The organism is Xenorhabdus ishibashii (assembly GCF_002632755.1).
Taxonomy (GTDB): Bacteria; Pseudomonadota; Gammaproteobacteria; order Enterobacterales; family Enterobacteriaceae; genus Xenorhabdus; species Xenorhabdus ishibashii.
Genome location: NZ_NJAK01000001.1, coordinates 2,123,889 through 2,137,531, shown reverse-complemented (window position 1 = coordinate 2,137,531; position 13,643 = coordinate 2,123,889). Strand labels below are relative to the sequence as shown.

Below are 13,643 nucleotides of genomic sequence, written 5' to 3'. Positions count from 1 at the left end.
GGTTAATTAGGGCATATCCCCCATATATAGAGATGGGGTGGGCTTATTTAATGAGCAACTGCTTCTCATCTTCCCGTTGGGCATTTTCCGCCAGTATTTTAAAATCTCTTACTGTCCAATATTGCTTTGGAACAGGCAGGTTTTTCATCTCATTGGTTGGCCATAGCTGAAATTCAGCCAGTTTATCCAACGAAAAATGCTGATAATGCTCAGGCAGAGACAGGCGCTGGGCAAAGTTCTCTTTACCGAAAGGCATTAATGGGTAGCGGTTGTCTTGGATATCATAATTCCGGTGTAGTACTAAAAACTTCTCAGGGATGCGTTGATAACTGTTCCACCACAAACCATCTACGCTATCAAACATCTCCTTTGTGCCTGATTTGGGATAATCCCCAAGTTCATGCAAGGCTATCGGCAAGATCTTAGCCATTGAGTTCGAAAACTGTGCTATAGAAGAAGCGTGGCCTTCCAGAATCAGTGTCAGAGCCAACCGTGCACCCAGCAGGTTGGAATAGAGATCTTCCGGAGAAAAAGCCGAAATACCCTCTGAAAATCCAGGGACTGATTGATAGCCATACCATTGCGCTATTTCATGCCAGGCCGCAAGCTGAAAAGCGAGTTTAGCGGCCAAATAAGCACTTAGCGTATAGCGCCCAGCAGGATCTTCCGGCGGCGTAAAAGCAAAAAAATGAATTTTACGGGCTGCAAGTTCATTACTCAGGGTTAATTTCCACTCTTGACCAAGATGGGCGTAAATCTGGCTGAACAGATAAAGCGTATAATCTGCGGTATCCCTCACATGGGAGATATCAATAAACCCTCCCTGATGGGTATAGAGCAGACCAACTTTTTCATTGCTTATCCCCAATAATGCAGCACTGGCACCAATAACACTGTCATTATAGTGATGATCACCCAGTTTCTTGGCTTCTACAATATTGTCGATGTCGTAGAAGGGAATGGGGATATTCCAGAGTTGGGCTTTAAGGTTATAGCCGAAAGCACAGCAGGCCCTTAAACCTTCTGGCGGAGTAATGGGAGGTAATGCACCCCAATTTTGCTGTGATTGTTCATGGGTATCACTGATAAGGACAGGTTTTATCGAATTAACAGATTGTGGCTGATTTTGGCATGCCATCAATAAAAAACAGAGGCAGAGTGTAATTAATAATCTCAAAACGCTTCCCCAACCTGAAAATAGAACCCAGTGCTGCCCTTGCCGACACCAAAATCTAATCTGACATTCATGCGTGGTTTAAACTCAAAACGATAGCCAACACCCACAGAAGGAAGCCAATGTTTTTTTCCCAATTGTGAGGGGGAATCTCCCAACGTGCCGGTGCCTATCCAGCCGACCACACCGTGGCGCCAGTCAAGTTTATACCGTAACTCTAACTGCGTGGTGAAGATATTGTTGTCACGATAACGCCCTTCATAATATCCGCGCATTCGCTGACCGTTGCCAAGCAGTGATAGCTGGTTCCACGGTACATCACCTGTGCTGAAACGGGCATAGTTATCAAAGGCCAGCACTGTCTTTTCAGATAACTGATGATAGGCCGAGAACTGAAACTGGGCGGTATGGAAACGGTGATCGCTGCCCAATTCTGGGGAAAAATAGGTATAAACGATGTCAAACACCTGCCCGTGCCACGCATTAGGCAAAAAATCCCGCGTGTCATAACTGAAATGAGCACTTATACCGGAGCTTATCACGGAACGACCACCGACAGACTGCGCAAAATACCGTTTGGCACCACTATCTGGATCACTGGCATTGACGGATGAAAAATTCCAGCCTAATCCCATATAGGTGGCGTCAGTGATGCGATAGAGGAGGCGCGGGTGAATAGCAAATTCCTGCGAACGGTACTTCTCTTTGTTGTTGTCATTTTTACCGGCATCATAACCCTTACCCCAATAGTAAGTTGGCGTGTTATTCAGTGTACCGGAAACGAATAACCGCCATTGGTCATTGGCAAGAAAATTGTAATTGGTAAAGTTCAGGCCAAACGCACCGGTAGATGAAGCAAAGCCACTGAGTCCTAATGAAGAGTTTTGGCTGATGTGGTCTAAATGGTCAGGGCGGTACAGACCGACTACGGCAACACCAATCCCAATACCCATTTCAGGGGTGTAGAAAGGACCGGGCAATACGCCCCAGTCAATTTTTTTGCGCTCATCAAAATGGTTGTTGCCACCTAATTGGTTTAACCAGCCATCTATTTTTTGCCGATCGGGCAGGATATCAGCGTGTGCCGATGAAATGGTAAAAATAAACAGGCTGGAAATGACCAGCCTTTTGAGTATTGCGAGGTTAAACATTAAAAGCGGAACTCACCGGAGATAAAGAAGCTGTTACGGTTGCCGAAACCGATTTCTGACAGGATATTGAAATTACGGGTGACTTCGATACGTGCACCAACGGTATTGTTCCACTTATGGGCTAGGTGTTGTTTGACATCGAATTTGACATTTGTATCGTTTTGAATGGCGCTAATTAATTGGAATTCAGGAGGTAAATCAAGCCCGATGACATCACCTTTAAAACGTTGGGTAATATCTTGATACATAGCTCCAATCCAAATTTGTGCTTTTGTATTTCCTTGACCAGCAAATAATGGTTCAAAGCTAAACTCATAGCCAATGCGTGGTGTAATAACGAAGGCATTGATATCGCCATCCAAAATATCAAATTTGGTGCGGGTATAATTAGCATCTAATGTGGTAAAAAATTGCTTGTACCCACCAGCAAAGGTTACACCAGCGCCAAACGTTTTCCCTTTAAAGTTCAATTTAAAAGGAACATTTTCCCACGATGGCTCTCTGGGTTCCTCGAGATCTTCAGGCTCAAATGAAGGTAGATAAATGCTGTCTAGATTGGTTTTTGAAGTCCCTTTGGTTTTTCCATAAACACCATAGACATTCAGGAAAGGTAACACCCAAGAATCCAGTTTAAGCATATGTGTTTCGTTTTTTTCCCGAGTCTTCCCGGCATTAATAATTGTTTTTCCAAAGAAATCTTCATACTTGGGATTACTGAATTCAAATTTAATGCTATCTACAATAACATCCTGTCGCATATTCATATAACCATAGCTAACACCAAACGGTTCAGGTAAGTCGTAGCCTTTTGCGCGAGCAACATCACCCCAAATTGGCAGAATACGAGATCCCGATTTAGTCGATTGGGATAAGCTACCGTCATTATTTGTTTGCTGAACGCCAGATTCAGATACGGTTAACGAGAAAAGCGGGCGCTCACTATCTGCATAGCTATAGGGGATCGCCAGGCACAGCGTCGCGACTAACAATTTGCTGATGTTAGTTAAGTTCATAAGTAAATTTGCTTCCTATTTATTTTAGTATCAGATTGTTTGTAAATTGAACAGGGCGGAACGAAAAGGCGCGTAGACTATCATAGGTTTTTTGGGTAATCAATGAATTATGTTTGTAGATAGAATATCGCACGATTTGGAGTGTTCGTTTGTTTTATCATCAAATAGAACAGTTTTTACCTCTCCCAAATATGCATAAATTAACCTCCAGCAACCAAATAGCCAAACGCCCTCGTAACCGAGGAGGAACGGCTTCTGTTACGATAACCGTCGTACTCATCTTTATTGGCTCCTGTTTCCAATGTCACCGATGGATACCGGTTCAGGAATAGCGGGAGGTTGTGCATCAGCAGGAAGGGGTGTCCTACGGAATAGATGGTATTTTTCTTCGGAATAGGGATTTTTTTTTGGCTTTGCCCCAATATCCTGTGAGGTAACTAAAATTATTTATTAAATTGGGCAGATTTTTACGTGGAAATAAAATTATAATCAAATCACGTTAATGAATTGTTATTAATTTTCTTTGTGTTCTATATATTGGCTAAATCGAAGTAAATAACCATCTGGATCTTGAACGAGAAATTCCCTCTGACAGACATTGGTATCGCCTATACAGTAATAATTATCTTTCAGTGGACGATAAAGTTCTATTTTGTGAATTACAAGATTTGCCAGAATTGACTTAACATCATCAACTTCAATTTGTAAATTAATGCCGCGCCCTAATGGTTTATTGAGTTCTCCGGTATTCCAGCCATTATCATGAAATGCTTCCAGCATTAATTGTGCCTCACCTAAACCCAAATAAACAAAATCGGGTTCTTCTCGTCGAATTAATATTTCGAAGCCCAATATTTTCTGATAGAAATCGAGTGAAGCCGAAAAATCGCTTACAGTAAGCTCTGGCACCATGCGATTCCAATAAGTTGTTTCTGTTACATTGTTAGCGTTCAAAAAATTTTCCTGAGTGATTATATTATTTTAATATAGCGAACTGTTTAAAAAATTATTTAAACTCACTACGTTAACAATCATTTGGGAGAATCTATCCTATTTTATATTGTGCCATCACTAACATTTTGTCTTATATTGAATATTGATCACATTTAAAATCACATGAAAAGGTGGTGATCAAAATTTCTCCGAAAAAATGGCAATTATAAAAAACTATCAACGGGTTGGATACGTGATCTAATAAGCCAAAAGCCGCCTGCATCGTCGCAAGCGGCTTAAAGAACTTCAACAAAAGAGAAAATTCAGTCAATCACATTAAACCGCAATTCCCCTTCCAGCTCTTCTTCGGCTTCTTCTAACAACAATATTAATGCCGCAAAACGCGTTCTTTTTTGCGGGGTCACGTGGATAAAATTAATCTCAACAGGTAACTGAATATAGCCAGTCACTACATCCCACAGTGCGTCTAAGTTGGCACCAAAATCATCCCTAAGCTCGAAACGCTGTTTGAATTCAGCATAGAAAGCACTTAGATCGGGGATTTGGCTAAAGTCGAATTCCACCTTTTTCATATCATTACTCCAGTCGGGTAAAACTGTTGTAGTGATCAACCGTTAAATAAATAAGGCCATCATTAGAATAGAGCAATCTGTCACTTCCCCTGTGTCCACACCGATAATTTACATCTGCTTCAAACCAGTGGCGACCAGATTTTGTTGGTAATTTATTTTCACGGTTAGAAAATTTATCACCACCGATTGCTCTGTCCGGTAACACTTCACATAAATTACCTGCACGGGCGTTCCAGCCAAGGCGACGAGCCTGTTTCTTCGTAATGTAATAGTCTGGCAATGTGTGAGGCTGGCGCAGGTAGTCCGCAACACGGGTCTGTTCAGTCAGAACATCAATCTGTTCTTTCTCTGAGTTGGCAAAGACGGTATACATGACAGCCAAAGCCAATAATACCGCCGCCAGGATGCTCTTTTTCACGATGACCTCAAGCTATGCGTCTATTACTCAAGAAATTATCAGGCTGTTCCGCCTACGGTCAGGTTATCCAGTTTCAAAGTTGGTTGCCCAACACCCACTGGTACACTTTGGCCTTCTTTACCGCAAACACCGACACCTTTGTCGAGAGCTAAGTCATTTCCAACCATTGAAATTTTTTGCATGGCTTCAATACCAGAGCCAATCAAGGTTGCACCTTTTACTGGTCTGGTGATTTTGCCGTTTTCAATCAAATAGGCTTCCGAGGTTGAAAAAACAAATTTACCCGATGTGATATCCACCTGACCGCCGCCGAAATTGGGTGCATACAGCCCACGATCCACACTGGCGATAATGTCTTCTGGTGTGGAATTCCCTGCCAGCATGTAAGTATTGGTCATACGTGGCATCGGCAAGTGTGCATAGGATTCACGGCGACCGTTACCCGTCGGAGCCACACCCATTAAGCGGGCGTTGAGTTTATCCTGCATGTAGCCTTTCAGAATGCCATTTTCGATCAGGACATTGTATTGCCCCGGAACACCTTCATCATCAATAGCCAGTGAACCACGGCGCCCTTCAAGTGTGCCGTCATCCACTACGGTACAGAGCTCTGAGGCCACTTTTTGCCCAACTTGTCCAGAGAAAACAGAAGTACCACGACGGTTAAAATCTCCTTCCAGACCGTGCCCCACCGCTTCATGCAACAGAACTCCCGGCCATCCAGCCCCCAATACAACGGGCATAGTGCCCGCTGGTGCTGCAACCGCCGATAAGTTGATCAGTGCCATGCGAACCGCTTCACGAGCAAACTGCTCTGCCAGAACCTGACCATCTTCGGTGCGCAGGAAATATTCGTAACCATAACGCGCTCCACCACCGCTGCCGCCACGCTCACGCTTACCATCTTCTTCCACCAATACACTGACAGAAAGGCGTACTAATGGGCGGATATCTGCGGCCAATGTACCGTCGGTCGCCGCCACCAGCACGTGTTCATAAACACCTGTCAGGCTAGCACTCACTTCTTGTACACGGCGATCTTCCGCACGTGCAATTTGATCAACACGGTGCAACAAAGCAATTTTTTCTTCACGGCTCATGCTCTGCAAAGGATCAGCTACCGGATAAAGTGCCTTATGCGCCACGGCACCTAACGTATGCGAAATGCCATTACCCGTTTCCCGTACAATGCTGCGCGCAGCCTGAGCGCTTTGCTGCAACGCATTCAATGTGATTTGATCTGCGTAAGCAAAACCTGTTTTTTCTCCGCTGATTGCGCGAACTCCCACACCTTGATCAATATTATAGGAGCCATCTTTAATGATGCGGTCTTCCAACACCCATGTTTCATGATAACTGGATTGGAAATAGAGATCGGCATAGTCCAGACGCCGTTCCGCCAATTGACTCAGTACCGAAAATAAATCTTGATGATTCAAATTATTAGCAGCCAGTAAATGTTCACTGACATAAGTTAAACTCATATTGATTACTCTTTTATCTTAATCTGTATTCTTTTTTATCAAAGAAGTCAGTTGTGGACGGAAGCGATTGTGTTTCACCACTTTTATCTGCTCACGCATGTGAGTCAAACTATCCCGACGGATATTAAGCTGTAATGCGCTGACGGTCAGAGGATTTTTCTTGATAATTTCTCCCCAGCCACTGACCGCCATTGTGTGTCCCCATGTCCTGCGAGTGCCATGTACACCAACCTGTGCCGGTGCCAAAATAATACATTGATTCTCGATAGCACGGGCTCTCAGCAATGGTTCCCAATGCGCCTTACCTGTCAAGCGGGTGAAAGCAGCCGGAACGGAAATAATCTCAGCCCCCTGTTCGCGCAATGCCTGAAAAAGTCCCGGAAAACGCAGATCATAACAGATAGTCATCCCCAGTCGACCAACCGGTGTATCGACAACGGTAATATGTTCCCCACGCTGGTAAATCGTGGATTCATTATAGGCACCGTGTTCATCGTTGATATTGACATCAAACATGTGAATTTTGTCGTAACGTGCCCTGATTTCGCCTTGATCATCAAACAGCAAACTACTGCTGGTGATACGAGTGGGATCTTCCCGACTGGTAAGAGGCATAGAGCCAATCAACAGCCAAACACCGTAACGTTGTGCTATTTCGCTTACGGCCTGTTGCAATGGCCCACTTCCCTGCGTTTCTGCATGTGCGCGGTAGGTATCGGCATCAGCGAATAACAGGGCATTTTCTGGTGTCAGAACCAGTTTTACTGTTTCTGGTAATTGCTTAATCTGCTGTTCAATTTGCGCTAAATTGTGTTTGACATTCGTTCCACTGCATAATTGTAAAAGAGCTATATTGACGTTTTTCATGGCCCTTTATTCTCCTTAAGCTGACGTAAAACTTCATCAATTTTAGGCTGTTCGAGGCTGCCCGTTAACCGATAGCGAATCACCGATATCTTGCTCCATAGCGGTCGCAGAGCTTTTGTCGCGGCAAAAATTGCCGCACCAGCCACAGGATTGACGGCAAAAGCCGTTGCGACGCCCACCGTTGTCGAAATTTCTGGCGTAATGACCAGTGCCATATCGATCTGGCGACGAACGAGATCGGTCTGTCCTGTAGCATTAATATCCGCTGCCAATCCATCGATAAGAAAGTTATCGGTATACACGACACCGTTTTTTACCGTTGCGTCACCACGAATGGAATCAAAGTTGAAATCATTACTGAATGTATCACTAAAATCCAATTGTAATTTACGCAACAACGCATCAAAGCTGATAAGCCTGAATAATTGCGCAGCTCTGCCGCCTCCCAATTTGGCGATAGCCCCTTTCTTCATGTCTCCGGTCAGCGTGCCATTCAGTGTCTTGAGATCAGGCTGCCACGGGACATTTTGCCATTTCAAATTGAAACCAAATTTGAAAGGCGCATCCACAATCGGGACGATAAAGCCCAAATAAGCCGCCATATCATCGAATTTTTCACCTGATAGTTGCCCTTTGATATGGCTAGAACTTCCGGTATGGTTTTCATACCAACGCCCGGATAATGTCAGGTTTCCGGCACTATTTTCCAGTTGCCCATTGGTCAAAATCAGAGAATCGCCTTCTGGCCTAATCGATCCAGATACTTTGCCGAGTTTTAAACCTGCAACCCAGCATTCTGCACATTTGACATCCAATGCAGGCCAACTGTTCAACGCATAATGGGGGACTGAAGCCTTATCTGACATTAACCTTTTATCATCGTTTGACGAACCTGTAGCAAACAGGGGATCGTAATAAAGATAATTGATTGATGCCTTCATTGGCTTATGCTTTGCAATCAGAAGATTGCCATTAATCTCTTTCCCCTTTGCACTCACAATAACTTCACCGTTTTGTTGCATGATATTGAATGTGAGTTGATTCCAACGCTGTCCAGCAATATTCAGTGCAGGCAATGCAATTTCAAATACATTTGGCCACAGAAAACCCTTTTCTTCCGATGGCTGCCAATGCAAAAGTGCAAACAGCGCCAATAATTTTTCACCATCAATGGCAGGCAAGTTTAAGGCCAACAATGATTTTTTCGGCAGAGCAGGAATACCCATATTATCGGTTTGAAAAATACCCCGCTGCAATTTGACATGAGCTTCTTCCAGCCTCCACTGGGTATTGAATGCATATCGCTTACCCATTGATCCTTTGATCTGGAGCTGGTTCATATCACCTTCTGCATGGAGATTAACCCTATTCCACTCCTTCAGAGATTCTGTGTCCAGTATTGGTAATTTACTGTTCAAGTGTGACAAATCTGCATTAACTGCAACACGATATTTCACCTTATTTCTTGTCTCACCAGCAGGTAGCGTAACATTGACGTCTCCCTGCCAGTTCAGCGTTCCAGATAGTTTGTGGCGAATTTCCGCAGGAAGTTCTGGTAATGCCTTTGCCGCCCAATGCGAATCCAGTTTCACATCGACCTGATAATGTTTTGCCGAGTCTTGGGTAGAAAATTTCAGGGACAAGGGATTTCCTAGCCAGTTAGCAGATAATGTCTCACTTTTTAAGTTACCATTGTCAAAGCGAAATTTGCCATTGAGATGCGCCATTTCGCTATTCAATGGCTTAATGAACAGATGGGTATCTTTCAGCGCTACTTCCCCGCTTGCCGCAACTTTCCCATGCTGCAAGGGAATATCCATATGGAGTTTTCCATCCACCCTGCCACTAAGTTGCAAGTTCTCTAGTGCGCTACCAATTGTGTCTGCCATCGGGCTGTGGTTGAAGTAATCATGGATACTCTTCCCATCGCCAGAGAGCGCAGCGTCAATAAACAGCTTATCCTTGCCGTAATCAGGGATCACTGCCGAAACATGAGACGCTTCCACTTTTCCCAAATGCGTTTTCTGTGCCAGCATCCACAATCCGTTATTCTGGAAATTCAGATCGATATTCAAATCAAACAGCGCCGGCCAATCAGGTTGATATTGAAAGGTTGCATGACGTAGCGGTACAAATACCTGAAATTGACCATTGTTCTGTTTAAATGGGAAATCATGAGGATCACCATGAAAAACCAAGGTCGCATTATCAACCTTTCCCTTGATCAAGGAAGCGGTCAAATAGTCTGTCAGAGATCCCCCCATTAGTGGTTTGGGGAAATAGCGCCATGCTTCACCCAGATCATTGGCTCGAATTCCAGCTAACATGGCCAAAACAGGGGGTTTGTTATGGGGTTTTAGATAATGGAAATTTCCATTGAGCCATAGCGATTTGGCCTGCAAATCCAGCCCCTGGCTCCATACTTCCATGCCATTTTGATCATTTTGCCAAGATACCTGCCCTTCACTGCTGGCAATCTCAAGCGGTGCCTGAAACATATTGCCATAATCAATGGTGCTGTTTTTTAATGCAAAATTGAGCTTTCCCCACTGTTTATTCCCTTCTAACCTGCCACTGAATTGGTCGATAGAAGGCAGTTCTTTCCAACGTAACCAGCTTACATCCCGCCATTTCAAACGAATTCCCATATCATCGGGAAGCGCGGGGGTGATATCGAGGGCAAAATTGTCAATCACTCCCTCTGGCTGTCGGTGCTGCCAATCTTTGACGGTATCCGGTGTCACAAAAGAGAGTATAGGCAATATCCCATTTAAGTATTCAAGCTGAATATTTTCGGCACGAACACGCCAGTGATCATTATCCTGATATTGCTGTGACTGCTTAACATACAGTGTCGCAAGCTTCCCTTCTGGCCACCGTTGCCCATCAGTTTTCAGGCTTGCCAAATTTGGCGCTTCAAATAACCAGCCTTCCCCCTGGCGACGCATTTGCACAAGGAAATCATGCACTTCAAGCTGATGGTTTTCATTTCCGACATGCCAATTAGCTCCACCCTGCTTAAGCTGTAAACGTCCACTATCAATCCGCCCATTTTTTAAGGTAATCCAACTGGCTAAACTGAAATGGGCATTATCCAATCCTGTATTATCCCTCAACCAACGGCTTAACCACAGTCGCATATCGATATCATCGGCCTGCCAATAAACTGTGCCATTATCCAAAATCCCATCGTTATCTTTCAGGTCAAGCTTCACCTGAACAATACCTTCTTGCCCATTGATCGAAGAGAGGCTCACACTGCCTTGTGCCCGATGGCGGTTATCTTTATTCAGCCAGGTTAGCTGCGGTAATAGTAAATCCGCTTTTTCACCAGAGGGTGTCAAAAAGGTTAACCGACTGTCATGTAAATCAAAATGGTTGAATTGTTCAAGAAACAGGGTAGATAGGCTATCTGGCTGAGAAAACCTGTTTTCTCCCTCTTTTCCAAATAAAGGTTTATCGTAATTTATCTGAAGCTGGTAAAAGGACAGATCACGAAAATGCCAGCGCCGTTGTAAAAGTGAACGCCAGACATCCAAAGAAAGTATGACCTTTTTGGCATGAATATCGACATCTGCCGTTTTCGCGCTGATATCACGGATTTCCAGACTAGGACCAAAAGGTTCCCAATGACCTTTTATGTAACCAATATTGACAGGAATGTCTGTTACGTCAGCAATTTTTCCGACTAATTGCTGACGATATTCATTGATATGTGGCAGGAAGAAACGCAACCCGCTGACAAGCAAAGCCACAATGATAATGACTATTGCGGCTGTCGCTAATAGTATCCCCGGCAGTCGCTTCACTCATTTCTCCTTGGTTGCCAGCGCAATTTCTCTGCAATTTACAAATTAACTCATACAAATTAAAATCTTGCGTTACATCATAATGACGTCAAATTGCTCCTGGCTGTAACGCTGTTCTGTCTGAACCTTGACCTGTTTACCGACAAAAATCTCCACCTCAGCCAGTGCGTGGGACTCGTCCCCTTTTAAGGCTTCACTTACGGCTGGTGAGGCATAAACCAGAAAACGATCAGCATCAATTGCACGATTGACTCGTACAATTTCACGCAAAATTTCATAACAGACAGTTTCGACGGATTTTACCGTACCGCGCCCCAGGCACGTTGGACAATAATCACACAAGATATGTTCAATACTTTCTCGTGTACGTTTGCGCGTCATCTCAACCAAACCCAATTGTGAAAAACCATTGATGGTTGTTTTCACCCTATCTTTGCTTAATGCCTGTTCCAGGGAAGCTAATACGCGGCGGCGGTGTTCTTCATTACCCATGTCAATAAAATCAATGATAATGATGCCACCCAAATTACGGAGCCTTAATTGTCGGGCGATTGCCTGTGTTGCTTCGATATTAGTATTAAAGATAGTCTCTTCTAAATTACGATGCCCAACAAAAGCACCGGTATTAATATCAATTGTCGTCATGGCTTCTGTCTGATCAATGATCAGATAACAGCCTGACTTTAATTCCACCTTACGTTCCAGCGCCCGTTGAATTTCATTTTCCACGTCGTATAGGTCAAATATAGGCTGATTTCCCTGATAATGTTCCAGTTTAGCGTTCATTTCAGGAATATATTCATCAATAAATTCCTGCAATTGGAGAAATGTTTGACGGGAATCGACTCGAATGCGATCAAGGGAAGCACCAACAAAATCACGTAAAACACGCTGTGCCAGTGCTAATTCACCATATACCTTATTTTTGGTGATATTGCGCTTCTTGCGTTCAATCACTTTACTCCACAGGTGCTTCAAAAACGCGGCATCCTGTGCCAGTTCTTCTTTTCCCACGCCTTCAGCGGCCGTGCGGATAATAAAACCCCCATGCTCATCACAATACTCCATGACGATGCTTTTTAGGCGTTCACGCTCTTCTTCGCTTTCTATACGCTGTGAAACCCCCACATGTGATGCCCCTGGCATAAACACCAAATAACGTGACGGTAAGGTGATATCCGTTGTCAGACGAGCACCTTTTGTCCCCAGAGGATCTTTTACTACCTGAACAAGTAAATCCTGCCCCTGACGCACCAATTCAGCGATGTCCCTGACATGAAAATTCTTCCGCTCTTCGCCAGCAATACACTCAGTATGAGGCACGATATCCGAAGCATGCAAAAAAGCCGCTTTCTCCAACCCAATATCGACAAACGCTGCCTGCATACCCGGCAAAACCCGACTCACACGCCCTTTATAAATGTTGCCGACAATGCCCCTTTTGGCTTCCCGCTCAATATGAATTTCTTGTAATATACCGCCATCAATATAAGCAACCCGCGTTTCGGATGGTGTTACATTGACTAATAACTCTGCTGTCATGAATACTCCTTCCCATCAGCTAACGCTAAAAATCGTGTGATTAATTCACACGTTTCCACCAGTGGCAAGCCGACAACAGCGTGGTAACTGCCATTAATTTTTCTGACAAAACAACCGCCTTTACCTTGAATGCCATAAGCACCGGCTTTATCCATTGGCTCTCCAGTTGCAATATATTCCTGTATTTCCCGTTGGGACAACTGGCGGAATATCACATCTGTAATAACTATCTCACTCAAGGTGTGCTGATTGTTCGATAAAGCAACAGCCGTCATTACTTGGTGGCATTGACCAGACAAAATGTTAAGCATTTCCGCGGCGTGTTGCTGATTTCGCGGTTTTTCCAAAATTTGGTGATTCAATACAACAAGGGTATCCGCCCCCAGAACGGGATAAGCGTGTGGTGCAATGGCTACGCCAGCTTGTGCTTTCTCTCTGGCTAATCGAGTAACATATTGCTGTGGTGACTCTCCTTCACGCCATTTTTCTTCGACCTGAGGTGCCAGAATTTCAAAGTTAAAATCCAATAATTCCACCAGCTCACGCCGTCTTGGAGAGCCAGAAGCTAAGTAAATGGTTTTCATCGCGAATAATCCTTAGGAGTCTATCACGTCAGCTATTTTTTGTTATACGCCTTTGCCTTTAAATACAGGGTTCCA

General features: G+C 44.1%; 11 protein-coding genes and 1 pseudogene. All 12 read right to left on the bottom strand.

Annotated features, from left to right (window positions below; all coding sequences use genetic code 11):
* Positions 1-43 precede the first annotated feature (43 nt).
* The 12 genes and pseudogenes from Xish_RS10080 to Xish_RS10025 all read right to left on the bottom strand — a co-directional run bounded on the left by Xish_RS10080 (position 44) and on the right by Xish_RS10025 (position 13,568).
* Positions 44-1,138: a DUF4056 domain-containing protein gene (locus Xish_RS10080; protein ID WP_208614850.1), complete on the bottom strand. Its 1,095-nt coding sequence runs from the start codon at positions 1,136-1,138 to the stop codon at positions 44-46.
* A gap of 35 nt (positions 1,139-1,173) precedes the next feature.
* Positions 1,174-2,325 carry a BamA/TamA family outer membrane protein gene (locus Xish_RS10075; RefSeq protein WP_099117749.1) on the bottom strand — a complete coding sequence of 384 codons (1,152 nt, stop codon included), beginning with the start codon at positions 2,323-2,325 and terminating at the stop codon, positions 1,174-1,176.
* Positions 2,325-3,338 (bottom strand): hypothetical protein, encoded by a 1,014-nt coding sequence (locus Xish_RS10070; RefSeq protein ID WP_099117748.1) that lies wholly within the window; start codon positions 3,336-3,338, stop codon positions 2,325-2,327. The genes Xish_RS10075 and Xish_RS10070 overlap by 1 nt, the downstream gene beginning before the upstream one ends.
* Before the next feature lie 187 nt (positions 3,339-3,525).
* Positions 3,526-3,618, bottom strand: a pseudogene (gene cas2e / locus Xish_RS10065) (type I-E CRISPR-associated endoribonuclease Cas2e); the annotation flags it as partial.
* 233 nt (positions 3,619-3,851) lie between these two features.
* Positions 3,852-4,250, bottom strand: a complete 399-nt coding sequence (locus Xish_RS10060; RefSeq protein ID WP_099118719.1) for a bleomycin resistance protein — start codon at positions 4,248-4,250, stop codon at positions 3,852-3,854.
* A 344-nt stretch (positions 4,251-4,594) separates the two neighbouring features.
* Complete coding sequence (locus Xish_RS10055; RefSeq protein ID WP_099117747.1) at positions 4,595-4,864, bottom strand: barstar family protein; 270 nt, start codon at positions 4,862-4,864, stop codon at positions 4,595-4,597.
* Positions 4,865-4,868: 4 nt separating this feature from the next.
* On the bottom strand, positions 4,869-5,237 hold the full coding sequence (locus tag Xish_RS10050; protein WP_099118718.1) for a ribonuclease domain-containing protein: 369 nt from the start codon (positions 5,235-5,237) through the stop codon (positions 4,869-4,871).
* Between the two features lie 83 nt (positions 5,238-5,320).
* Positions 5,321-6,766 carry a metalloprotease TldD gene (gene tldD / locus Xish_RS10045; RefSeq protein WP_099117746.1) on the bottom strand — a complete coding sequence of 482 codons (1,446 nt, stop codon included), beginning with the start codon at positions 6,764-6,766 and terminating at the stop codon, positions 5,321-5,323.
* Positions 6,767-6,784: 18 nt separating this feature from the next.
* Positions 6,785-7,633, bottom strand: a complete 849-nt coding sequence (nit1, locus tag Xish_RS10040; RefSeq protein WP_099117745.1) for a deaminated glutathione amidase — start codon at positions 7,631-7,633, stop codon at positions 6,785-6,787.
* A complete protein-coding gene (gene yhdP, locus Xish_RS10035) occupies positions 7,630-11,442 on the bottom strand; it encodes an AsmA2 domain-containing protein YhdP (RefSeq protein ID WP_099117744.1) in 3,813 nt (1,270 codons plus the stop codon). The genes nit1 and yhdP overlap by 4 nt, the downstream gene beginning before the upstream one ends.
* A 72-nt stretch (positions 11,443-11,514) precedes the next feature.
* Positions 11,515-12,984, bottom strand: coding sequence for a ribonuclease G (gene rng / locus Xish_RS10030; RefSeq protein WP_099117743.1), 1,470 nt, complete (start codon positions 12,982-12,984; stop codon positions 11,515-11,517).
* A complete protein-coding gene (locus tag Xish_RS10025) occupies positions 12,981-13,568 on the bottom strand; it encodes a Maf family protein (protein ID WP_099117742.1) in 588 nt (195 codons plus the stop codon). The genes rng and Xish_RS10025 overlap by 4 nt, the downstream gene beginning before the upstream one ends.
* Between the last annotated feature and the right edge of the window lie 75 nt (positions 13,569-13,643).